This is a genomic window from Paucihalobacter ruber (genome assembly GCF_006494535.1).
GTDB lineage: Bacteria > Bacteroidota > Bacteroidia > Flavobacteriales > Flavobacteriaceae > Paucihalobacter > Paucihalobacter ruber.
The window spans coordinates 723668-749089 of sequence record NZ_VHIQ01000001.1; the positions used below are offsets into that span (position 1 = coordinate 723668).

General features: G+C 35.3%; 20 protein-coding genes. 6 read left to right on the plus strand and 14 right to left on the minus strand.

Going from position 1 to position 25422, the window contains the following annotated elements:
• The first annotated feature begins 133 nt into the window (after positions 1–133).
• Complete coding sequence (locus FJ651_RS03140; RefSeq protein ID WP_140988938.1) at positions 134–985, plus strand: OmpA/MotB family protein; 852 nt, start codon at positions 134–136, stop codon at positions 983–985.
• Between the two features lie 165 nt (positions 986–1150).
• Here FJ651_RS03140 and FJ651_RS03145 read toward each other — a convergent pair whose 3' ends face one another.
• Together FJ651_RS03145 and FJ651_RS03150 are read right to left on the minus strand one after the other, a co-directional pair.
• On the minus strand, positions 1151–3622 hold the full coding sequence (locus FJ651_RS03145; RefSeq protein WP_140988939.1) for a ribonucleoside-diphosphate reductase subunit alpha: 2472 nt from the start codon (positions 3620–3622) through the stop codon (positions 1151–1153).
• A gap of 183 nt (positions 3623–3805) precedes the next feature.
• Positions 3806–4786, minus strand: a complete 981-nt coding sequence (locus tag FJ651_RS03150) for a ribonucleotide-diphosphate reductase subunit beta (protein WP_140988940.1) — start codon at positions 4784–4786, stop codon at positions 3806–3808.
• A 634-nt stretch (positions 4787–5420) separates the two neighbouring features.
• On the opposite strand from FJ651_RS03150, the gene FJ651_RS03155 reads away from it, so the two are divergent.
• Positions 5421–6155 (plus strand): LytR/AlgR family response regulator transcription factor, encoded by a 735-nt coding sequence (locus FJ651_RS03155; protein ID WP_140988941.1) that lies wholly within the window; start codon positions 5421–5423, stop codon positions 6153–6155.
• A gap of 16 nt (positions 6156–6171) precedes the next feature.
• Positions 6172–8115 carry a tetratricopeptide repeat-containing sensor histidine kinase gene (locus FJ651_RS03160; protein WP_140988942.1) on the plus strand — a complete coding sequence of 648 codons (1944 nt, stop codon included), beginning with the start codon at positions 6172–6174 and terminating at the stop codon, positions 8113–8115.
• Between the two features lie 39 nt (positions 8116–8154).
• Here the strand turns inward: FJ651_RS03160 and FJ651_RS03165 are convergent, their stop codons facing one another.
• From FJ651_RS03165 to FJ651_RS03205, 9 genes are all read right to left on the minus strand, one after another.
• Positions 8155–10992, minus strand: coding sequence for a T9SS type A sorting domain-containing protein (locus FJ651_RS03165; RefSeq protein ID WP_140988943.1), 2838 nt, complete (start codon positions 10990–10992; stop codon positions 8155–8157).
• An 18-nt stretch (positions 10993–11010) separates the two neighbouring features.
• Positions 11011–11724, minus strand: a complete 714-nt coding sequence (locus FJ651_RS03170; protein ID WP_140988944.1) for a hypothetical protein — start codon at positions 11722–11724, stop codon at positions 11011–11013.
• Between the two features lie 12 nt (positions 11725–11736).
• Positions 11737–12336: a hypothetical protein gene (locus FJ651_RS03175; RefSeq protein ID WP_140988945.1), complete on the minus strand. Its 600-nt coding sequence runs from the start codon at positions 12334–12336 to the stop codon at positions 11737–11739.
• 49 nt (positions 12337–12385) lie between these two features.
• Entirely contained in the window at positions 12386–13135 is a 750-nt protein-coding gene (locus tag FJ651_RS03180) for a hypothetical protein (protein ID WP_140988946.1), read from the minus strand.
• Between the two features lie 35 nt (positions 13136–13170).
• Positions 13171–13719, minus strand: a complete 549-nt coding sequence (locus tag FJ651_RS03185; RefSeq protein ID WP_140988947.1) for a hypothetical protein — start codon at positions 13717–13719, stop codon at positions 13171–13173.
• An 11-nt stretch (positions 13720–13730) separates the two neighbouring features.
• Entirely contained in the window at positions 13731–14549 is an 819-nt protein-coding gene (locus tag FJ651_RS03190) for a DUF4412 domain-containing protein (protein WP_140988948.1), read from the minus strand.
• A gap of 519 nt (positions 14550–15068) precedes the next feature.
• Positions 15069–16271: a T9SS type A sorting domain-containing protein gene (locus FJ651_RS03195; protein ID WP_140988949.1), complete on the minus strand. Its 1203-nt coding sequence runs from the start codon at positions 16269–16271 to the stop codon at positions 15069–15071.
• Between the two features lie 196 nt (positions 16272–16467).
• Positions 16468–20412, minus strand: a complete 3945-nt coding sequence (locus FJ651_RS03200; protein WP_216746065.1) for a hybrid sensor histidine kinase/response regulator transcription factor — start codon at positions 20410–20412, stop codon at positions 16468–16470.
• Positions 20413–20507: 95 nt separating this feature from the next.
• On the minus strand, positions 20508–21074 hold the full coding sequence (locus FJ651_RS03205; RefSeq protein WP_140988951.1) for a DUF3109 family protein: 567 nt from the start codon (positions 21072–21074) through the stop codon (positions 20508–20510).
• 101 nt (positions 21075–21175) lie between these two features.
• On the opposite strand from FJ651_RS03205, the gene FJ651_RS03210 reads away from it, so the two are divergent.
• The 3 genes from FJ651_RS03210 to FJ651_RS03220 are packed head-to-tail and all read left to right on the plus strand — an operon-like array spanning position 21176 to position 22559.
• Entirely contained in the window at positions 21176–21754 is a 579-nt protein-coding gene (locus tag FJ651_RS03210) for a MarC family protein (protein WP_140988952.1), read from the plus strand.
• The gene (locus tag FJ651_RS03215) at positions 21754–21957 is read left to right on the plus strand and encodes a hypothetical protein (protein WP_140988953.1); all 204 of its coding nucleotides are present in this window, start codon (positions 21754–21756) and stop codon (positions 21955–21957) included. Before FJ651_RS03210 ends, FJ651_RS03215 begins: the two co-directional genes overlap by 1 nt.
• Positions 21954–22559 carry an FAD-dependent oxidoreductase gene (locus tag FJ651_RS03220; protein ID WP_140988954.1) on the plus strand — a complete coding sequence of 202 codons (606 nt, stop codon included), beginning with the start codon at positions 21954–21956 and terminating at the stop codon, positions 22557–22559. Before FJ651_RS03215 ends, FJ651_RS03220 begins: the two co-directional genes overlap by 4 nt.
• Before the next feature lie 89 nt (positions 22560–22648).
• On the opposite strand, the gene FJ651_RS03225 is transcribed toward FJ651_RS03220, so the two are convergent.
• The 3 genes from FJ651_RS03225 to FJ651_RS03235 all read right to left on the minus strand — a co-directional run bounded on the left by FJ651_RS03225 (position 22649) and on the right by FJ651_RS03235 (position 25379).
• Positions 22649–24247: a S41 family peptidase gene (locus tag FJ651_RS03225; RefSeq protein ID WP_140988955.1), complete on the minus strand. Its 1599-nt coding sequence runs from the start codon at positions 24245–24247 to the stop codon at positions 22649–22651.
• Positions 24244–24678 carry a deoxycytidylate deaminase gene (locus tag FJ651_RS03230; protein WP_140988956.1) on the minus strand — a complete coding sequence of 145 codons (435 nt, stop codon included), beginning with the start codon at positions 24676–24678 and terminating at the stop codon, positions 24244–24246. Before FJ651_RS03230 ends, FJ651_RS03225 begins: the two co-directional genes overlap by 4 nt.
• Positions 24679–24788: 110 nt before the next feature.
• Positions 24789–25379 carry a HupE/UreJ family protein gene (locus tag FJ651_RS03235; protein WP_140988957.1) on the minus strand — a complete coding sequence of 197 codons (591 nt, stop codon included), beginning with the start codon at positions 25377–25379 and terminating at the stop codon, positions 24789–24791.
• Positions 25380–25422 lie beyond the last annotated feature (43 nt).

Below are 25422 nucleotides of genomic sequence, written 5' to 3' on the forward strand. Positions count from 1 at the left end.
CTTTAGCCGGCGTATGTACCGGCTCTTGCGTACACGCAAATTTTTAAGTTTCCAATAATACTTAAATTATTTAATTCTAAACGTCTAAACTAAAGCTTTAAGCGTACATACTATATTAACCAAAAATATATTTATGAAAAATGTTTTAATTTTATTAGTAGCAACCATTTTATTAAGCTCTTGTGTTTCCAAGAAAAAATATGTTGCTCTAGAACAAGAAAAGGGCCAAATTTTAAGCGAACTCACTAAAACTAAAGTGGAAAAAGAAGACTTAGAAAATAAATTTGCGATTATAGAAGCGCGTGTTAACGAATACAACTCAAAAATACAATCGCTTAATGATGATGTAGAAGGATTAACCATAGAAAATAAAGCAAAATTTGAAGTGTCTAAAGATGGTACCGTTACCTCTGGTATTAGTCGCGAAAAAATGCGTGAGACACTTACAAATGTTGACCAAAACAAATTGGCTGCAGCAACAACCCTTAAGGACTCTATGAATTTAGCTGTTCAGTACAATCTTAACAAAGCCATTAACAATACAGATCTTAACGAGGATAACGATATTGTTGTAGATATTAATGACACTGTAGTTATGATTTCTATAGCAGACGATATGCTATTTAATACTGCCAGTTACAATGTTAGCAACAAAGCCGATAAAATTTTACAGAAATTAGCCGACGTCATTAACTCTGAACCGAGTTTAGATGTTATGGTTGAAGGACATACCGACTCCAGATCTATTAGCACCGATAAAATTGCAGATAACTGGGATTTAAGTGTGTTACGCGCTACTTCTGTAGTTAGAAAACTACAAAATCAATTTAAAGTTGCGCCAGAACAATTGATTGCCTCCGGTCGTGGCAGCTTTCAACCGGTTGCAGAAAATGATTCAAACGTTAACCGTGCTAAAAATCGCAGAACACGAATTATTTTAATGCCTAATATTGATAAATTCTTTGCTTTGATGGAGGCAAAATAAAAAAGTCCATTAATATTTTAAGAAAGCATCCTCCCATAAAGTTTGGCATTGGATGCTTTTTTATTTGTAAAAATCTTACTTACGAACTCACACACTGAATGACAAAAAAAAGCATTCCAAAAAAAGGAATGCTTTATTAACACTTTAAAAAATTAATCTCTCAACTTAAGAACCACACATTAGGCAATCGTCACCTTCAGCTTCTTTTGCCTGAGCGATTAAGGCTTTCATTTCTTCGGCTGTGAGTGGCTTTATCTCAGATGTTTCTTTTGCAAATTTTGAAGCCGTTTTTGCTGCTTGCTGTTGTTGTTGCATTACAACATCGGCATTAGATACCGCTACTTCTTTTGCGGCAGGCACAGTTTCAGATTTTTTATCCAAGGTAAATTTAATGGCGTCAACAGCGCTTTTAGTTCTCAGGTAATACATTCCTGTTTTGAGTCCGCTTTTCCAGGCATAAAAATGCATAGACGTAAGTTTGGCCATTGTTGCGCCTTCTAAAAACAGATTTAAAGACTGAGACTGATCTATAAAGTACCCTCTTTGACGACTCATATCAATAATGTCTTTCATACTCAATTCCCAAACTGTTTTATAAAGTTCTTTGATATCTTGAGGGATAATATCTATATGCTGAATTGAGCCATTAGCACGCATTATTTCCTGCTTTAAATCGTCATTCCAAAGGCCTTGTTCTACCAAATCCTGCAGCAAGTGCTGATTAACCACAATAAACTCGCCCGAAAGTACACGTCTGGTGTAAATGTTAGAAGTATAAGGTTCAAAACATTCGTTATTACCCAGAATTTGTGAGGTACTGGCCGTTGGCATTGGCGCCACCAAGAGTGAATTTCTTACACCGTGCTTTACTACTTGCTGGCGCAGTTTATCCCAATCCCATCTGCCGCTTAGTTCTTCGTCCTTAATGCCCCATAAATTATGCTGGAATTTACCTTTGCTAATTGGCGACCCCTTAAAAGTTTGATAAGGTCCGTCGGCTTTGGCTTCTTCCATAGAGGCGGTAACAGCTGCAAAATAAATGGTTTCAAAAATTTCTTGATTTAGCTTTTTTGCTTCATCACTGGTAAACGGTAAACGCAATTTAATAAAAGTATCAGCTAATCCTTGAACACCTAAACCTATAGGTCTGTGACGGAAATTAGAATTCTTGGCCTCTTCTACCGGATAATAATTTCTGTCTATAACTCTGTTTAAGTTCTTGGTGACACGTTTAGTAATTTTGAATAATTCTTTATGGTCAAACTCATCATTTTTTATAAACATTGGTAGTGCAATAGACGCCAAATTACATACGGCAACTTCGTCTGGAGATGTGTATTCTAAAATTTCAGTGCATAAGTTTGATGAACGGATGGTTCCTAAATTTTGCTGATTTGATTTACGGTTACAAGCATCTTTGTAGAGCATGTATGGCGTACCGGTTTCAATTTGAGATTCTAAAATTTTCTCCCAAAGCTCTCTGGCTTTTATGGTTTTTCTTCCTTTGCCTTCAGCTTCATATTTAGTGTAAAGTGTCTCAAAGGCTTCACTATGTACATCAGCTAAACCGGGACATTCGTTGGGGCACATCAGTGTCCAATGACCATCTTCCTGTACGCGCTTCATAAACAAATCTGATATCCACATGGCATAGAATAAGTCGCGCGCACGCATTTCTTCTTTACCGTGGTTTTTCTTCAAATCGAGAAAATCAAAAATATCGGCATGCCAGGTTTCAATGTAAATAGCAAAACTTCCTTTGCGTTTTCCGCCGCCTTGATCTACATAACGCGCCGTATCGTTAAAAACTTTCAACATTGGCACAATACCGTTTGACGTACCATTAGTGCCGGAAATATAACTTCCTGTTGCTCTAACATCATGAATTGACAAACCAATTCCACCGGCAGATTGCGAAATTTTGGCTGTTTGCTTTAATGTATCGTAAATGCCATCAATGCTGTCGCTTTTCATAGAAAGTAAAAAGCAAGACGACATTTGTGGTTTTGGTGTACCGGAGTTGAAAAGTGTTGGTGTGGCGTGTGTAAAATACTTTTTAGACATCAACTCATACGTTTCAACCACCGCTTCCATGTCATCTAAGTGAATACCAACCGCAACCCGCATAAGCATATGCTGTGGACGTTCGGCTATTTTGCCGTTTAATTTTAATAAATAGGAACGCTCCAGTGTTTTAAATCCGAAGTAATCGTACCCAAAATCGCGGTTATAAATAATGGTAGAATCTAAAAGTTCTTTGTTAGCCTGAATGACTTCGAATACTTCATCAGACAACAAAGGCGCCTTCTTTCCGGTGCGCGGGTTGATGTATTCGTATAAGTCAGTCATGACCTCGCTGAACGACTTTTTAGTATTTTTATGTAGATTAGATACCGAAATTCTCGCTGCCAACTTAGCATAATCAGGATGAGTTGTGGTCATGGTTGCTGCAATTTCAGCTGCCAGGTTATCTAACTCACTTGTGGTAACGTTATCGTATAAACCTTCTATAACGCGCATGGCAACTTTTACGGGATCAACTAATTCGTTTAATCCGTAACACAATTTTCTCACTCTTGCAGTGATTTTGTCGAACATCATAGGTTCTTTTCGGCCGTCTCTTTTTACTACATACATATTATTTTAAAGTTTTAGCTGTTCTGTAAACAGAACGTTGGTTAGCGGTAAACAGCCCAAAAGTTTGAGCTGTTATTATTATGGTTTTTTTTAATTATCAGGTTGTGCAGCCAACAGGCCACAACGCAATACACAAGACTGGTTAAATGCAAATTTGGGGCTCCAATAAATTAGAATTGCATTTTAAAAATCGGCATCAAAAGTGAACTTATCTTTTTCTTCTTCTTTGTTCATTACACCGGCTTTTTGGTATTCAGACACGCGTTTTTCGAAGAAATTAGTTTTACCTTGAAGCGAAATCATATCCATAAAATCAAACGGGTTAGATGAATTGTATTCTTTTTCACAACCTAACTCCACTAACAATCTATCGGCCACAAACTCGAGGTACTGGGTCATTAACTTAGCATTCATGCCAATAAGGCTTACTGGCAATGATTCTGTAATGAATTCACGCTCAATGTTTAATGCATCTACTAATATTTCACGAATGCGTTCTTTTGGCACTTTATTCACCAAATGCTTATTGTGCAGGTGTACAGCAAAATCGCAGTGAACGCCTTCATCTCTGGAAATTAATTCGTTAGAAAATGTTAATCCGGGCATTAATCCGCGCTTTTTCAACCAGAAAATTGAGCAAAACGCACCAGAGAAGAAAATACCTTCAACGGCTGCAAAGGCTATAAGACGTTCGGCAAAACTTGGAGACTCTATCCATTTTAAGGCCCAGTCTGCCTTTTTCTTGATAGCCGGAAAATTATCTATAGCGTTGAAAAGTATGTCTTTTTCTTTCTCGTCTTTAACATAGGTATCAATTAACAACGAATAGGTTTCACTATGAATATTTTCCATCATGATCTGGAAACCGTAGAAAAATTTGGCCTCACTGTATTGTACTTCATTCACGAAGTTTTCAGCCAGATTTTCATTCACAATACCGTCACTGGCGGCAAAAAATGCTAAAATATGCTTGATAAAATAACGCTCGTCGTCACTTAATTTGGTAGCCCAATCACTCAAATCCTGATGCAAATCTATTTCCTCTGCCGTCCAGAAACTGGCTTCCGATTTCTTATACCACTCCCAAAGGTCGTGATGTTGTATTGGAAAAATTACGAAGCGATCTTTGTTTTCTTGAAGAATGGGTTCTACGATTTGTGACATTTCTTTGAGTTTTTTTATTAAAATTAGACGAAAATTTTAGTGTGACTTGGGACCAACAAAGATTCAAAAATGTGTTAGATTTTGAAAGGTTTTTTTAGAAACGTTGTCAACAAGTTTTTAACAACCGAATTTACTTACAAATTGAATACAATATTTAACAATTAGACTTTATTTATTGTTTTTCAGTTATTTATGAAATTATTGAACGTAAATAAAATGTAGGAATTTTAAAGTTAAAAAATGTCTGACTAGCGAATTTCATTACTGTCTTAAAATTAATTTCAGGCATTAGTAAAAAACAAAAAGAGGACGAAAATTCGTCCTCTTCTAACCCTAATAAATAACTAACTAAACTAAAACAATTCTAAGATATCCCTATTTTACAAATTTTCACTCTTGATATTCAAAGTTCCAATTTAAAGTTAACGATGTCTTGAAAAAATTATTTTTCAAAATCAAAAATCCGAAAAACCTATGCAATAAAAACCTCAGTTTGTATAAGTGGTTTTAATTTTTGTATAATTGGTTTTACCAAAAGTAACAGCTTTTGCTAAATCTATACGTTCTACACAAAATTTACCACTAAATGCACAGTTAAAATTATTTGATTGACAAATATTACTACTTTTGATTTATGATTTCAGTTGTAATAGTAGATGATGAATTAAGCGCTGTAGAAAGTCTGGTTTGGGAATTAAAGCATTTCAATACAGACATATCGGTTGTTGCTCAATTTACAAATCCTGAAGAAGCTATTGATTACCTAACAACCAATAACCCCGATTGCCTTTTTTTAGATATTCAAATGCCAACTATGGATGGCTTTCAATTTCTTAACAAATTTCCAAAACGCGATTTCGCAGTAGTCATTACAACAGCTTATAACGAATATGCCATCAAAGCCTTAAAACATGAAGCTATTGATTATTTATTAAAACCCATAGACTCTGATGATTTGCAGGAAACCATCAAAAAAATAAAAAAACATAAATCAAAACAAAAATCTGAACTCAATTTTGAATTGGCGTTTGAGCAGTTTAATGAGCGTTTTAACAAAAAAAAGGTGACCATTAATACAGACGGAAAACTTATTTTTATTGATGCAGATGACATTTTACTTGTCTCGGGTGATGGCAATTACAGCACTATCGAACTTGCCAATAATCAAAAAATTGTTGTAACCAAAAAACTAAAAGAGGTTAATTCACTGTTGCCTCAAGATCACTTTTTTAGAATACATAATTCGTATATTATCAACCTCAATCACCTAAAGGAGTTTATAAAAAGTGATGGCTACGTAGTGTTAACCAATAACAAAAAAATACCTGTTGCCAGACAAAGAAAGTCAGATTTTCTTGAGAAGTTATAAGAGTTAATAGAAGTAAATGTTTAAACCAGTGCCTCTTCTTTTTTGTTTGTTTTTCGTGCTGTTATTTGCACTTAATATACATGCACATGACAATCATGATTCGATAATAAATAGCCGATTACAGCTTCTTAAAAATGAAAAATTCAATAAGTACAACGTACTCGATTCAATTTTTAAAAGTGAGAAACGAGACACCTTTTTCTTAAGGCAGTTAGCCATTAAATCAAAGGCTAATAAAAATTTTCTAGCCGAAGGGTTTGCGCTTAATTTTTTAGGAATAGGCTACCGAAATGCCTCTTTGTACGATAAAGCCATTGAACTCCACAAAGAGTCTTATGATGCGGCGATTTTGGCCGGCGATATTGAACTACAAGTAGTGGCTCTTAACATGATTGGCGTTGCTTACCGCAGGATGGATCTTGTAAAACCAGCACTTGATTACCATACACAAGCACTAGACTTGGCCAATAACGTCAACAATAAAACCAGTCAATTAGAAGCCAGTATTGCGGTTTCTCAAAATAGCATTGGTAATATATATTTGGCGCTTAAGCGCTACGATCTGGCTATTAATCAATTTATGAAGTCCTTAAAAATAGAGGAAAAACTCAACCAAAAATTGGGCTTGGCCATAAATTACCACAACATTGGTTATGCACAGGAAGCGCTGGGTAATTATAAAAGTGCAATGGAAAATTACCAGCGTTCGCTAATGTTTAATAACGATATAAATTCAGATGTTGGACGAGTTATATGCTATAACAGTATTGGTTCACTTGAAATAAAACTTGGGAGACTTAATGAAGCCAAAGAAATTATTGAACAAGCCTTGAGTAAAGGTATTAAAATTGGAGACCAGTTTTATATTGCTAATTCTTACCTCAACTTGGGTTGGGTAAATTTAGAACTTAAAGAATTTGATATATCAAAGAAATATCTGGAAAAAGCTCTTGAAACGTCAAAGAAGTATAACCTTACCTCATCAGCTGTTGAAGCCAATAAAAAACTATCTGAACTTTACGAAGAATTAGGAGAACATCAACTGGCGTTAAAATATTACAAAACGGGCATAGATTTAGAAAACACCATTACCAACGAGCGCAACTTTCAATATGTCAATGATATAGTACTTGAATATGAAGACGAAGTAAAAAACAAGCAAATCAAACTACTAGCCGACAGAAATGAAGAACTGTTAAAAAATCAAAAACTGTATTTGTTAGTTATTTTTAGCGTTGTGCTTTTAGCGGTAATTATGATTGCCCTTAACCGAAATCGACAATTGCGTCAGGAAAAGCAAATTTTAACGCTTGAACAAGATATGTTGAGAAGTCAAATGAATCCGCATTTCATATTTAATTCTTTAAATTCAATAAAGCATTTCATCATCAATAATGATCAGCAAAACGCGGTTTATTACCTTAACAAATTTGCCAAACTCATCAGAAAAATTCTTGTTTCCAACACCGAAAAACACATATCATTAGAAGACGAACTTGAAACTATGAAGTTGTATCTAAGTGTTGAGAATATGCGATTTTCTAATCAAATAGATTTTTCAATTCACATAGATCCAACAATTAATACAGCGGCCATTAAAGTGCCGTCGTTAATTTTACAGCCATTTCTTGAAAATGCACTTTGGCATGGTTTATCGTCGAAAGCAGACGATAAAAAAATTAATCTTAAGGTAACCAAAGGCAGCAAAAATCATGTGGCCGTTACCATTACCGACAATGGAATTGGGCGAGTAGAATCAGAAAAAATTAACAAAGACAAAAGTCTTAATCGTAAATCGGTTGGTTTAAACATTACCAAAGCCAGACTTTCAAATTTTTCTAAACGTTTTACAACCGACTACAATTTAAAAATAACCGATTTGTACGACGACCATCAAAAAGCAATAGGAACAAAGGTGGAGTTGCTCATTCCAACAAATCCTGCGTTGCTGAAAACTTAACATCATCTGCTTTGTTCCTATTTTTAAAAGAACCCTCGTTTATTGCACTATAAGTTTTCTTTGAATACTTTGATTATTTAAATTATCATGAATTTTCACTAAATATAGTCCTTGAGGCATGTTGTCAACAGCAACCTGCAATTCCCTCGTAACATTCTTAAATTGTTTAATTAACTGACCTGAAATAGAGATCAACTCTATATCATATTGGCTGTTTGAATTAAGATTGATTTTAAACCAATCTTTTGCAGGGTTTGGGTATAAGGTAAAATTACCGGCCAGAAAATCCTGATTTGACAAGGATGCCTGTAAACTAAATTCAGAAGTATTGCCATTATCATCAGTTGCCGTACCAACGATAAATTCATAATCATCTTGCCCAAAACCATCAGGAAATGTAACTAAAAAAGATTTTGGACCTGTCGTGGTATAGGTATCTGTTCCTAAATAAGTTTTGCCTTGACCGTTATCTGCTCCGAAGAATTCAACTGTTATTGGATAAGCAGAATTTGCAGGGTCACTTGGTACTTCATAAGAAATTTCAACTTGGTTACCTCCAGAAAAATCAATACTGATTATTTCGGGATAGTTTTGAAGATTATTTGGTCCAGTGTCGGCATCACCCGGATCATTAGCATTGGCTCCTGCTAATCTGATTCCCTCACCAGAGTTTCCATAAATACTATTCTCAGAAATAGTAACTCCGGTTGCTGCACCTAAGGCCGGATCTAAAAATACGCCGTTGCCAGACCCTGATAATACATTTTTTGATATAAATGCACTTGTAATATTACCTGATAACACAATGCCTGATGAAACCCCTGTTCCATTTCCTACCACCGTTTCACCATCTATGGCTAAACCAATTAAATTATTCAATATTTGATTACCATTAGAGCTAAAAATTAACAAAATGCCATCATTTCCGTTACCACTAATTACATTTCCTAAGTCTGCAGTTGCACCTCCAATAATATTGTTTGAACTATTTTGCAACACAATACCTGGAGCATTAATTCCACCCGGTAAATCAAATCCGTTAGATTGTAACCCGATAATATTTGAATACGCTTGAAGTTGGGTTGCCCCATTTAAAAGCAAATTTCTGGCACTACCGGCTGAAAGGCCATTTCCTGAAATAACGTTATGGTGAATTTGAGTGCCTTCCAACAAACCAAAAGCTTGTACACCTATTTGATTTGGCAACGCCGAAGTACCGGCAGGATTTAACCCTACATAATTATAACTAATATTGTGTCCTGTTCTTCTTACCGTTAAACCAACCTGATTCCCCGAAATAATATTTCTGCCTGACTCTTCTCCACCTATAGTTACCGCCTGGGCATTACTGGCTATATTAATACCCGAACTTTGATTTGGCACTGCCGAACTTCCGGAAGCATCTGTACCAATAAAATTGCCTTGTATAATTGTTCCAGTGCAATTCTCTTCTAAAGAAATACCTACATTATTACCCGAAATAATATTTCTGCTTCCCGCAATAGTTCCTCCAACTGTATTATTAACATCAAGTATAGCAACACCCGTTGGATTTGCAACAGCTGTATTACCATTGCTATTAGTACCAATATAATTGCCAAAAATTTGATTGTTATTACCGGCCAAAATGGCCACACCTGTATTACTATTACCTGAAATTATATTTCTGGCTCCAGGAACCAAACCACCTATAAAATTATTGTTATTAACCCCCGAAAACAGTGCAACACCAATTTGATTAGACAAAGCCAAGTTTCCGGTAACGTCTACTCCAATTTTATTACCTTGAATAAAATTTTCGGTTACGGGTGAATCTTCATTCCCTTGAAAATAAACCCCATAAAACCCATTACCCGAAATTAAATTTCCGTCTCCCGGGTTAATCCCACCAATTTCATTATTATTGGCGCCAAACAATAACAACACCCCGCCACGAAGATTAGGTATAGATTGAGTACCAGTTATATCCGTACCAATATAGTTGCCTAATATTCTATTGCCAGTTGCCGATGCACCTACAATGGAGAAACCGGTACCATCAAAAGTCTCATTTTGGTCATTTTTACCCCCTGAAATAATATTCCTCGCCTCCGGAACTGCACCGCCAATGGTATTATTAGAAGAATTTATGAGTTGGACGTTAAATCGGTTACCTCTGTTTAACGTTGCTGTAATATCAGTGCCTATGAAGTTTCCTTGCACCAAATTATTTGTGCCGTTTTGAAAGGTTAACCCACCCGAAAAATTACCTGAAATAATATTGCCTTCATTTGGATTTATACCACCTACAAGACTATTACTACTATTGTTAAACAGAATGCCGCCGCCCGTATTGGTAAATAAGGTTGTACCATCAGATCTTAAACCTATATAGTTCCCTTGAAACGTAATATTATCAACAAAATTGACCAAAACACCAAAACCAAAATTAAACGGACTCACATCTTGTTCCTGAAATCCACCTATAGACATTCCATACATCTCGCTACCATGGGCATTACCGGTAAACTGAATACCTTGGTAACCAGCACCCAACAAGGTGCCGTCTATTTCAATTAAAGGTGCATTTGTATAACCTGTTTGGGTTCTTCCATCAACTACTGCAGGCTGTTGAATTGGCGGTAAAACATCAGACACTACTTGAATTTGAAATGGTGCTGTTCCGCTTATATCAAATGCAATGATATCTTTATTTGAAGTTTTATTAGCATTTTGAATAGCAGCTCTAAAAGAGCAGTTACCGTTACTGTCTGCGCAAATAGTGTCGCTTAAGTCTGCGTCTTCGGTATCGTCGGTGGTATTTACGGTGTAAGTTACTTGAGCGTGTGTGAACGCCATAAAAATAAATGTAAAGAATAGTGTAAAGTTTGTTCTCATAATTATAAAATTTAATGGTTAAAAATATTTTGCCGTCCAGATAATCCCGGAAAAATCGGTTGGTGATTTTATCTTGATTTTATTGGGTTTATTGGTGATTTCGTTGGAATTGGTTTCGAATATGTCTAGGATTTCGTATTCGATTAGGTTATAGCCTTTTTTTAAGTTTAAATCAACCTGATATTCCATATCAATTTTAAAGTCTGCAATTTCCCAGGTGTTTTCGCAAGTAGTTTTAATTTCGGCATCTTCGGTGACGTAGATGATTTCATAATAAGATCCAAGAACCGGCTGCATATAAGCATCGTCTTCTAACCACGGTATTAATTCTTTATTTGAAACAGCAAATACACTGCCGGCCCAGCCGCTTCTTTTACCTTCTCTCCAAAGTGCAAAGTAACCACCTCTAAAACCTTTTAAGCTCTCACTCACTTTTAAATCGGATGAATTGCCACATCTAAACTTAACAATGTATTCAAAGTTTAAAAGGTCGTCATGAACCACATTTGAAGGTAATTGAATACTTGAAAATTCAGGGATATTTACCTCTAAAGTTCCATCATCTTTAAGCTTACCAATTGATACGCGATTGTCCATATCAAAAGGCATGATGATAAAATCCATTTCGGGAAGGTCTTTTTGAAAATTGTCTAGTTTTGAGCTAAAGTTTTGGGATTGCAACAACCCGCACAATAGTATAAACAATATCACAAGTATTAGTTTTGTTTTCATAATGCTAAAATTTTATTCCGGAAAGGAAAGCTGTATCACCTCATCTAAGGCCTTGGTTAATTGGTTACCGGGTATATGCCTACCTGTAAGATTGATATGAAACCTTTGGTTTTTTATCATATCTATACTTGAGGTTACGGTAGACTGAATACCTGTTTTTTCTGTTTTTGTTTGTTCTTTAACTAAAACACTTTGGCCGTTGTGCATAGTTGTTTTGGCCCATCCGTTTTCAAAAGAGGTGTTGGTACTTGTATTTAATTCTTTAAAAATTGCATTTACGTGCGGCATTCCAACAGTTCCCGCGCCATCAACTATTGTTACGCTAATGGTAGAGCTCATGTAGTTAGGATCTGGTACTTTGCTATATGTTCCAATCACCTTTTGTACTCCTATACTTTCAACACCTACAAGCGGCATATCTTGCAATTCTGCAGGAAATAATTTGGTTAATTCTTCGGCATTAAGCGCACTTTGTTCCGATAATTTTATAAGCCAGGCGTCGTTATCAGCGGAAGTTTCAAATTCGTCAACAATTTTATTCACCTTAGAATTATTACATCCAAAGACGAAAATCGATATAATTACAATGAAAAAGCACTTATTAAAATTCATTTTAACTTATTTGATGATGTTTTTTTCGATTGATTTTTTAGCGTTCTGATTAGTTATCTCCTAAAACCACCCACTTTAAGTCCTCGGGTACAAATTCTACCACGCTTACGGTTGTTTGTTTAGGAAACACCTTACCGGTTGACGAATTAAACACTTCGGTTATTTCATATTTAACGATATTCCAACCTTCAACAAGATTTAGATTATAGGTTTTAATATTATCATATAATTCTTCTCCATTGCCTGTATATGTTGACCTTTCGCAAGTACCGGAAACAGTTGCCGGTTTTTCAACATAAATCCACTCAAGGTAATATCCTGTTGTTGGATTGTCATCTCCATAACTATATAGCCATTTAGCGATGGGTGCATCGCTTACCATAAATAAATACCCGTATTCTGTGTTGCCATCTTTACTCATTACACTGAGTTGTGGTACACCTGTTACGATGGCGTCTTGATTGTTATATTCCAACGGATTGTCAAATCCACCGCAAACAAAGGTGTCTCCGATGGTTTTAAAACGCATAGTCCAACCTTTGGGCGCACCCTTTTGAGCCTCTGCAGCTTTTTTCTTAAAGGTTTCCAAGTAATCATATTCCAATTGCATGTTCAAAACACCATTAGCATCAATGCTTCCCCAACTTTTAATATTATCGGTCATGATATCGGCATAGGCCAATATGGATTTGCCGTTGGTCCAATTATCGATTTTGCCTTCAATAGATAATTGGGCATTTAAATTACTGGCGTAGCAAATAAAAAATGCTACTATGCCAAGTTTGAGTGTTGTTTTCATAAAGAAGTAATAAAGGTTTTGTATAAGATTATATATTAATAATGAGCGCTTTTGATGTAAAATTCCCCTTCGGTGACTGAAACCTTTTGTCTGTTTACAGGGTTGATCACTACACCTGAAAATGTGCCTTTAACATGGGTGTTAGTAAGCTGATTAATTTTCAAGAAAGATTCCGGGTTATCAACATCCGTCATATACATTGCAGATTGAGATACATCCATAAAAGCAAGTGTAACGCCTTTAAATCCGTATTCAAATTGCTTTCCTCCCGAGTAACTTCCAACACCAATTTTTCCGGTTTGTCTTATAATTATAGAAATGCTGTTTGTGACAGAATAATCGTTGTCATCTATATTTGAAGCGCTTAAAACGCCATCGTGAACATTGTCTATATAAAGACCAAAACTAGCACTAAGTTGTTCATTTTTATTATATTCAACCCACTTCCCGTTGACTTTAGCCTTCAAAAAATATGTCTCAATTGTGTTTTGAGCCGGCTTTTCGAATTGCACGTACTCACCTTTTGTGATACCTAAAAAAATAAGTACAAATGTTATAGCTACCAGAGAATTGATGAGTTTCATTGCATAAATTTTTATAATAATTGATACCCTGCAGTATTTAACTCGTAACTGATTGTTTCTAAAGCCGTACATTCCATGGTGCCTGAGGTGTTTTTCTTACCCTTATTTTTTTTGTCTTTCATATCCATATACATCATCAATGCATTTTGGTTGTCTTTAAAATGGCTTCTCAATGCAGGTGGTATTCTGTCCGGATCAGATTTAAACACGTCGTTAAAACTCACCGGGGCATCGTTAGTGAAGTACATAATAAAAACATAGTCGTCGCTCTCCATTTGCATGCCTTGACAGTCAAAACCCAGAAAGGTTTTGTTGGGCAGATTTGTAATGGTGTAATCTTCCAGGTCGTTAAATTCCTCATCAAACTCATCAGAAACATCTAAAGAGGTGGCCGTGCAAATTTTAGAATCTTTAGATTCCATAAACATATAGGTGATATTCTCTGCGCCATCCATCACCATCAACATTTTAGGGCCAACATTCATCGAAACACCCATATAACTTGCCCCCGGTTTAAGCATGTAATCCATACTCATTTGGTCCTTTCCAGAGGAGATTTGAAGTTGATATTTATATTCAAAGCTGAAGCTTTCGGGTAAATTTTGTGGGGTTACTTTTTTTCCTTGTTTGCCACCGCCGAAGTTAGGGTCAAAAACCTTATCCATAGATTTGCTTGCTTGTTCAGCAGCCTTATCAGCAGTTTTGTTGATAACCGTCTGCTCAACCTGATCTTCAACTTTCTTTTTTAATTTTTTTAGAAATTGTGCTTCTGCACTGAAGGTAAATAGCATGTAAATTGAAAATGCCATTATGATTGGTTTTGTCTTCATTTGTTTGCGTTTTTTAATATTTATTCTTGATTTTTTTTGAATTGTTTTTATTATGATTTTTTAAGTAAAAAACATCCAATTTGTTGACACAAAGTTTTATTAAAACAGCCAATCAAGCTATCACTTATGTAACAAATGCTATAACATATGTAACATTTACCGAGATTTTTGGGCTTTTTTTGTTGATAAGAGGTGATTACGGGAATATCTGCAAAAATTTATTTCAATTAAATCAAAACGCGTTTTAAAGAACAATAAAAACACCATCACAAGAAAACAATTGAATAATAAAAACGTGAAGTTATACTGTAAATGAACTACCTGAAAATTGTATGAAATCGCCATTTGAAACGAAATGGGTAATATGGCCTCTATAAAATGATTTAAAAAAAAATTAGATTTTAATCTACCATGTAGATAAATTAATCTTAATGAAACCGTAATACATTTTAAACAAAACCACTCTAGTTATTTTACTAAAGTGGTTTCTATATTTTTAATAAGATGAACGTCTAAATTCTAATGCTTAACAACCAACTGTTTTGCCACAGTATGTAATTGGTCACTTAATTTTAAAACATATAAACCATCTGTTATATTTTGGGTAGAAATGGTGAAATCTGAGTTTAATTTGCCCTGTTTTACCAAACGACCGGACATATCATATATGGTATAATTTAGTGCAGATTGATCTTGCGAAAGATTTAAAATTTTAATATGACCGTTTGAAGGATTAGGGTAAAAACTAAAATCGAAAGTTGTAAATTCCTCTGTTGATAAAGACTGACAAGCAGGGTAGATAAAAGTAACTCTCGCAGTGTTCTCCCAATCGACACCATTGTATTCTTGTAAAATTATTTGTGCTATTAAGCCATCGCCATTGTAGCTTAAAAGGCTTCTGTCTTCGGGTACATACTCAAAGCCATCCCAATAGGAGGTTATAACTTCAGAAATAGTAGATCCTGTGTAAAAATAGGTTCTCAATTCTGAACTGTCCCAAGCTGTGCCGGCTGCATTCCATTCCTCATAGGCTTCTTGTACTAACAAATCAGAAGCATCGTAAGTATAAACTGTTCTGTTGGCATTTTCCCAAGCTGTATTCTCTGCATTACGCAGCTGAAATAAATCATCCAGCAACTGATTAGACACGGTGTAATTGTAAAGCGTTCTGCTAAACAACACCCAATTAGCGCCATCCCAATTAGATTCAATTTCTTCGGTTAAATTATCACCGGTATACGTGTATTGAAATCTAAAACTGTTCAACCAATTTGCGCCATCCCAATTAGACACGATTTCCTCTGTTAGATTACTGCCGGTATAGGTGCTTTGAGTTCTCAAACTATTCACCCAACTGGAGCCAGTCCAAATAGATTCTATTTCATCGGTTAGATTATCGCCAGTATAAGTATTTTGGGTTCTGGAACTATTAATCCAAGTACCCGCATTATTTATCTGATTAATGATTTCTATTACCTGTTTTTCTGAATTATAGCTATATATTGACCTGGTAGATTCCAAACCCGAAATTAAAGTCGTAATTGTTTCTACTAAACAATCCACATTAAACGTTGCTTCTTGGGTTGCAATCTCGTTCCAATCTGTTCCTGTCCATTCGTCTATGGTAAGTGTTTCAGGTTGCTGGCCAAATTCATTTTCAAAGAATTGCGCGTGCGCATTAACAAACAAAAGCAAAGTAATTAAAAGTGTAATTTTTTTCATGTGAATACAATTTGAAAGATTAATAGTCTATGATAGTTTCTAATAATTTGTTGATACAAAGGTTTATGAAAACTGTCTATCGGGCTATCACATATGTAACAAATGCTATCACATATGTAACATTTTGAAGGGTTTTTGTGTTGATAAGAAGAGGTTTAAAAGAACCAACCGGATTTGAATATTCTAGTCTAAAAAATTAATCTCCATTAAAATACTCTAAAGGTGATTTTCCGTAAGTGTCCTTAAAACTTTTGGCAAAATAGGAAGGTGAGTTGAATCCGGATGAATAGGCTACTTCAGCTACGTTAGCATTTGAATTTTGCAGTAAGTTAACAGCGTATTTTAAACGCTGTGATTTAATAAATGCCGTAGTGCTCAATCCTGTTAATGCTACTAGTTTTCTGTGAAGTTGCATTCTACTCATCCCAATTTCTTTGCTAAAACTTTCAGCACTAAATTCTGGATTTACAAGATGTTCGTCTAAAATTTGTTGAAGTTTATTTAGAAATTTCTCATCGGTGGCGGTAATAGCTATATCTTTTGGCTCAAGTGAAATAGCCTGCTGATATCGCATTCTAAGATTGTTTCTTATTTCGATGAGTTTTTGAACTCTAATTTGAATTTTTTCAGGGTTAAAAGGTTTTAGAATATAATCGTCTGCGCCGGTTTTTAAACCAATTAACTCGTTTTCTTCTCCACTTTTCGCCGTGAGTAAAATAATGGGCACATGCGATGTTTTTTCATCCTCTTTTAAAGTATTGCAAAGTGTAATACCATCGGTTTTAGGCATCATGATGTCTGAAATAATTACATCAGGAATGTATTGAAATGCTTTATTGATACCATCAAGACCGTCTTGCGCTTGAATAACGTTGTATTTTGGCTCAAAAAGTCTGGTTAAAAATTGCAACATATCTGTATTATCCTCAACCACAAGAATAATTTCCTTTTCTGATAGTTGTTGAGATGACTCTTCTTCTTGCGTCAATATATGTTTTAATTCTTGCGCAGTTGGCTCTTGTAGATCTGATTGGTTAAATAGCGTTTTTTCAACCGGTATATTAATCAAAAATTGTATGGTTTTATCGTTTAAATATTCAGCTTTTATAGTGCCTTTATTAAGCGCTACTAATTCTTTAATTAAGGAGAGGCCTATTCCAAATCCTTCGTTATTTGAATCGATTTGATAAAAACGATCAAATATTTTTTCAAGCTCTTGCTCTTTAATTTCAGTAATCGTATTTTGAACTGATAGCATTAGATGTCCCTCCTGGATCAAAGCATTAAAAATAATCTCGCCTCCTTTTGGGGTATATTTTACAGCATTTGAAAGAAGGTTATTTATTATTTTCTCTAAAACATCTGTATCGTACCACGCAAACTGGGTAACCTCAATATTGTTAGATAATTTTAGTGGTTTTTGAACTGCCAAGGGCACAAATGATGAAACAATAGCATGTAAAAACAATTCTATATTGCTGTAAGATACTTTAAGTTTGATGAAACCAGATTCCAGCTTAGACAATTCTAATAGTTGATTTACCAATCCTGATAATTTATTGGCGTTTCTGTCTACCAAGATTAAATCTTCGCGTGCTTCGCTAGATAAATCGTTGCTTTGCAATTGTTTTTTAACAGGAGCCGATATTAAGGTTAATGGCGTTCTAAACTCATGCGATAAATTGGCATAAAGCTTTGTTTTATAATCATTTAATTGCTTAAGCCTTTCTGCTTTATCATGCTCAACTTTTAATTCTAATTGCATTTGCCAGCGAACTTTAAAATAGGTATAGATTAAATACGATGCTAATAAAGTTAAAAGTGTATAAATTACTATTGCACCCGTACTTGAGTACCATGGTTTTAATATTTTGAATGAAAATTGAGCCGGCGACTGGCTCCAAACACCATCATAGTTGCTCGAAAGCACTTTAAAACTGTAATCGCCAGCAGGTAAATTGGTGTATCTGGCAAAATTAATGTTAGAGGCTTGACTCCAGTTTTCGTCGTACCCTTCAAGCTGATACCTAAAATAATTTTTGTGCGGTAAGGAAAACTGTAAACTAGAAAATGTAAGGGTTAAAGTGTTTTGAAATGATTTTAACTTTAATTTTTCTGAAACATCCATTTCTGTATTGTTCACCTCGAGCTTTGAAATTACTGTTTTTGGCGGTTCTGAGTTATTTTTTATGTCTTTAGGATTTAACCAGTAAAACCCATCCAAAGCACCAAAATAAATATCGCCATTTTTTGAGGTGTGGTAAGCTCCGGTATTAAATTCAATAGACAATCCATCGTAGCTGGTGTAGTTTGTAATTCCTGGTTGTTCATCCCATGTTTTTGGAGGCAAGAACAGTGAAATTCCTTTGTTAGAGCTCAACCAAAACCGCCTCTTTTCGTCTGGCATAATCGCGTAGATAACATTATTTGCCAATCCATCTTCAATTGAATAATTATATAATTTTTGAGATATTAAATCGATGGCCATAATACCATTACCGGCAGAACCAATCCACAATACCTGATCATTTTGATACAGTAATGTTTTGATGGCGTAATTGTATTGAATCTGCGATTGATTTTGAAATAAAATTCGACTAAAATCTTCATAGCTGCCAGTTGCCGTGTTAAGTTTAAGGATATGTCTTTCTTCTGTTGCAACCCATAAAAAGCCGGGCTCGGCATTAATCACTACCCTAATATTGTTACTTGGGAAATTTTTTTGATCCTTGGAAAAAGAATTGACAACACCCTTATTTTTATCAAACTGAATTAACCCCTGTTGCCCGGTTGCCAGCCAGATATGATCATTATAATCTTCATGAATTCTCCAAATAGTATTAGCATCGACTCTGGCTGTGGGGTGGTTTTTATATTGAATAAATCTTTCATTCTTGTCTTTTAGATGTAACCCACCATCTTGAGTGCCTACCCAAAGGTTATTTTGTTTGTCAACATGCAAACTCATAATTCTGTCGCAGGCTAAACCAAAAGATTCGTTACTTTCTAAAAAGGTTTTCCAACTTTCGTCATTAGGATTAAATTTTGTTAATCCCTTACCACTTGTGCCAACCCAAATCACCCCATCGCTGTCAGTAACCACAGACCTTACAACGTCAATATTGATATCTTCCGGGGCTAAGAAGTTAGTATAATAATTAAATTTGTCTAAATATTCATCGTAATAACTTACACCAGCCCCATCGGTTCCAAACCACAAAACCCCTGAAAAATCTTCATAAATAGATAAGATATCATTGTAATGAATAGTTTTTGGATTGTTCTTTTTTACAGTAAACTGCCTAATAAGTGATTCGTCAAAATTAACTTTAAACAAGCCACTGCCGTAAGTACCAACCCATAGATTGTTTTTAGAATCCATAAACAAAGACAAAACATAAATATTTTTTAACTTGTCTAAATCTTTAAACCGATCATCATTAAAATATTTAAATTGCTCATCATTTACACCTTTTACCCAAAGTCCGTCACCAAAAGTTCCTGCAAAAATGTCGTTGTTACTATTAATTACAATACTTCCAAAATGAATTTCTTCGATCAAATCTGGCTTATAATTTGTAATTTTTCGACTAATTAAATTGTAAGAAATCATTTTGCCTTTGCAACCAATCCAAAGTTTTCCGTTGTTATCTTCGGTTATTGCATAAATTTTAGAGGTAATTTCAGGAGCAAGTATTTGTTCAATCTCACCCGAATCGTGGTTCAATTTAAACAAACCGTTTTGGTAAGTTCCAAACCAAAGATTGAGTTGTAAATCTTGGAATATACAGCTTACATCCTTTAATTCCGGTATGGGCAAAAATGTATCTCTTTGAACGTTGTATTTGTGGGGTATGTTTGAACTGGGAATGATCCAGAGGTTATCCTCTTTATCTAGGTAAATTTTTCCTAAATCACTATAGTCAACGTTAGTGATATCGGTAAACAAAAACTCGTATTTCTTGAAGCTTTGGCCATCATATTTATTTAAACCATCCTGTGTTGCCAGCCATAAATAACCTGTAGAATCTTGTGCAATTGAAATAACACTGTTTTGCGAAAGTCCTTCCTTAACCGAAAGCTGTCTAAAGGTAATCTGAGATTGCGCACCAACTTTATAAACAAAAAGTTGTACAATCAATAAAAAGGCTAGCCTAAAATTGAAATTTAAACGCAAGAACATTTAGGTGGTTGGTTATATACGTTCTAAATATACATTAAATTAAATTAAAAACGTTATTTAATGGCTTTGGCAACTTCCTCTAAAGCGTTATACCAGTCTTCGCCGAATTTTCTAATAAGCGCCTCTTTTACAAATTTATAAACCGGGACCTGTAATTCTGCGCCTAAAGTACAGGCCGGATCGCAAATTTCCCAGCGGTTGTAATTAACGGCGGCAAACTCGGTGTATTCTTTTACCCTTAATGGATAGAGATGGCAAGACACGGGTTTTTTCCAATCTATAACACCTTTGTTTTGGGCTTCTTCAATACCACAAAGTGCTATACCTTGCTTGTTAAAGGTAACATAAGCACATTCGTTGCCGTCAACCAGAGGTGTTTCGTGCTCATCAAAGGCATTGGTAATGTGAGTGCCTTGTTCTTCAATAGCCTTAATACCTTCAGGTCTTAAAAATGGTTTTATTTTGGGATAAATTTCTTTTAAAATTTGGGTTTCTTGCGCCTCTAATGGAGCGCCGGCATCACCCTTAACGCAGCAAGCACCTTTACAGGCCGAGAGATTACAAACAAAATCGTTGCTTAAAATTTCTTCTGAAACTATGGTTTTTCCTAACTGAAACATACCGCAAAGTTAAGATAAACCGCATTAAAATTTAACCTGCATTTAATGATAAAAGTCTGAATTAATTAACGACCTTTGCCGAAATTTTAGCAAGGTATTTTATGCAACTTAACTTTAAAGAAATATTTACTGCATTTATGGTGTTATTTGCTGTAATTGATATTGTTGGGAACATTCCCATCATCATCGACTTGCGCAAAAAAGTAGGACACATTCAAAGCGAAAAAGCATCGATTATTGCCGGTCTTATCCTAATTTTATTTCTGTTTGTAGGAGATTCTATTTTAAAATTGATTGGTATAGACGTCAACTCTTTTGCCGTTGCGGGTTCGTTTATTATCTTTTTTATTGCTTTAGAAATGATTTTGGGTATTACGCTTTATAAAGATGAAGGCAACAATGCTCTCACTGCTTCCATATTCCCACTGGCGTTTCCGCTGATAGCCGGACCCGGAAGTTTAACTACCTTATTGTCGCTTAAAGCCGAATTTGAAACACAAAACATTATTGTAGCTTTAATTGTGAATGTTATAGTAATATATATTGTGTTAAAAACCTCTTCAAAAATTGAAAGAGTATTAGGTGCCAACGGCATTAATATTGTAAGAAAAATATTTGGTGTAATTTTGTTAGCCATTGCGGTAAAATTATTTACCACCAACATTAAATTATTATTCTAATGAAGTTATTTACTATTATTTTTTCCATTATTACTATTGGTCTCGTTGCTTTTAATCTTTCTAAAATAAATTACAGTGCACCTTTTGAAGGCGATAGTATGACCGCTCTTATCGTGAGTTTTCTAAGTTTATGCGCTCTTTTACTTGTATGGATTTTATATACTTCTCAGCAAATAGCAAACAAAGCCAAGTTTAAAAAATGACATTTGATGTTTTAATTATTGGTGGTGGTGCTGCGGGCATGTCCTGCGCTCTTGTCTTGGGTTCAGCTGTTAATAAATCTTATGCTACTGATAAGCAAATTGGCATTGTGCTGCATCAAAAAACGTCGCATTTGCAAACCGCCTTGTTCAATAATGTTTTAGGTTTAACTCCGGGCACTACCGGGGCAGACATTTTAAATTCAGGTGCTGCACAATTAAAAGATTTGTACAGCCATGTTCAACAAATTGAAAACGAGAAGGTATTGGCCGTTGAACAAATTGCTTCGAATTATAAGGTTGTGACTAATAAAAACACTTATCATTCTAAGATAATAGTGATAGCCGTTGGTTATACCAATTTAATAAGTATCAAAGGACTAGAATCTTACATTGAACCACATCCACGTGCCGTTGCCGAAAAGCAACGCATTTGGCTTAAAAACACCAATCACCTCATCAACAAAGGTTTATATGTAGCAGGTACCTTAGCCGGATGGCGAAGCCAGTTTGCTATTGCCAGCGGTAGTGGTGCTCAGGTTGCAACCGATATTTTAACACTTTGGAATGATGGTAAAGATGCACAGGTGCATGATAAGATTTAGCGAGTGTCTGTTCTCACAGATAGCACAGATCATCACTGATAATTATTACCTTATTTAAAATTAACGGCTAATTAATCTAAAACAACTTACTAATTGCTATTCCCGCTACTTAAGAAAATCACCTCGTTAATCATGTTATCGGTTTGACCGGTGATTTGGTAATAGGCATCATCACCATATAACTGACGTGCCATTTCGGCTTTGATCATGTCTTTCATCTGACTGTGATACACGGCAAAATTAAACTGGGTGCGCTCTATTTGGTTGATGTAATTTTCAAAACTTTGCACCAAAGTGTCGCTTACTATAAAATGGTCTATAAAATCGCCTTCTAAAATATCATTATAGGTGAAACGGTCTTCGTCTAAGGCTTCAAAAACAAAATTGCTCACATAACCACGTCTTGAAATATAGTTAAGCGTTTCGTTATTATAAGTATTTTGAAGCGGCACAAACACATCGGGAATAATGCCACCACCACCATACACCACCTTACCTTTGGGTGTGGTAAATTTTAGAGAATCGGGTAAATCTATAGTTTGTTGATTGCTCAATTCACCGGTGCTTAAGCGTTTATAATAGTCGTGATAATAGCTTTGGTTATCACCATTAGTGTAAGGACGTTGAATAGATCTACCTGTTGGCGTGTAGTATCTAGATACTGTTAAACGCACTGCACTGCCATCGCCTAAGGCCATTTCGCGCTGCACCAATCCTTTGCCGTAAGAACGCCTGCCTACAATAGTACCTTTATCGTTATCCTGCAAGGCTCCGGCAATAACCTCACTGGCCGAAGCAGAACTTTCGTTAATAATTACAAATACATCGCCTTTTTCAAAACTACCGCGTTTGGTAGCGTAAACATGATCGGTATTTCCGCTTTTATTTTTGGTGAATAAAATGAGTTTGCCTTCTTCTAAAAATTCATCAGCCATCTTTTCGGCCACACCCAAAAATCCGCCAAAATTGTCTCTTAAATCTAATGCCAACTGGGTAGCTCCCAATTTTTGAAGTCTGGACAAGGCTTCTTTAAATTCGATGTAAGTTGACTCTGCAAATCTGTTAACCTTAATATAGCCCAAGCTTGGCGTTAACATATAAGCGGCATCTATACTTTTAATGGGCACATCATCTCTTTTTAAATTGAAATCGAGAAATTCGTCGGTTTGCTTTCGGTAAACCTTTAAATTAACTCGGCTATTTTTATCACCTTTTAATTTGGCGATAATGTCTTCGTTTTTCCATTCTCTTCCAAAAATGGTATCGTTATTTGCCATAATAATTCTGTCGCCGGGCAATATACCTGCGCGTTCGCTTGGCCCGCCTTCAATGGTTCTTATTACGGCAACCGTATCTTTGTACGTGTAAAAACTAATACCAATACCCACAAATTTTCCGCTCATATTCTCTGAGACTTGCTGTAACTGGTCTTTTGAGATGTAAGTAGAATGCGGGTCTAGATTGTCAAGAATACCATTAACCGTAACATCTACAATACTATCGGTATTAACATCATCAACGTACTCTAAATCAATATAATCGATTAGGCGGTTGAGTTTATCTTTTTTACTGTTAGTGGTAAACAATCTGTCGGAAGTGTCGGTAAAATTAAGTTTTCCACCAATAAACACACCGGCGGCTATGGCTAAGCCGAGTAATAAAGGAATATATTTTTTAGAGGTGTTCATTCAGCTTTTAAATCTTCAATTAAAACAACTTCAACGCCGGCTTTTTCCAGAAAGTTAATACCACTGTCGTCTTTATAAGCTTCGCCATAAACCACTCTAACAATACCGGCCTGATGAATGAGCTTACTACATTCTTTACACGGCGATAGCGTGATGTAAAGCGTTGCACCTTTACAAGACTGAGTTGATGAGGCTACTTTTAGTATAGCATTAGCTTCGGCGTGTAACACATACCATTTGGTATAACCTTCGTCGTCTTCGCAATAATTTTCAAAACCGGTTGGTGTGCCATTGTAACCATCTGAAATAATCATTCGGTCTTTAACAATTAATGCACCAACCTGCTTGCGCTTGCAATGCGATAGCTTACCCCATTCCTTAGCGATTCGCAAATAAGCTTTATCGTAACGTAATTGTTTTTTTTTAGACATAAATTGATTGCGACACTTTCAAAATAAAGAACGAAGATAATTGTATGCTATTGTAATTACAATGCTTGGGCGTTAAACTTTTACCAAAAGTACAGTGATTTAATAATTCTTTATGAAAGTAAGTCGCTTTCCAGAATCATTGGTATCACCAAACCAACCACAACAGCCGATAAGACCATGATCCAATCACGTCTTGAAAATCTAAAGATAGTTTGACAAATCCAGCCTAAAATAAGTACAACCACAACAATTATGATTTGTGCTATTTCAATACCTAAAGCAAATTCAAGTAATAATATTAACTTGTTTTCTGTATTTCCGGCAAACATTAAAAATTCTCTTGCAAAGCCCAGTCCGTGCACCAATCCAAAAAACAAGGTTGAAAAAAATAAGGTCCCAACTTTTTGGTTTTTTGATTTTTTACCGGCTGTAAATACATTGTAAATTGCCACGACCAAAATGGTTACCGGTATTAAAAACTCTACAAGACTGGCATTTACTTTTACAACACCGTAAGCAGCCAAAACCAAAGATAAAGTATGACCAATTGTGAAGGTAGTAACCAAAAGTAATACCCGCTTCCAGTCGTTAAATAAATAAGGAACGGTAAGAACGGTTAAAAACAATACGTGGTCGTAGCCATTAATGTCAAGCACATGGTTGATACCATACTGTACATTGAACCAAAATTCGTTGAGCATGATGATTAGTTTTGGGTTGGCACAAAGTTACAATTTAATTGGA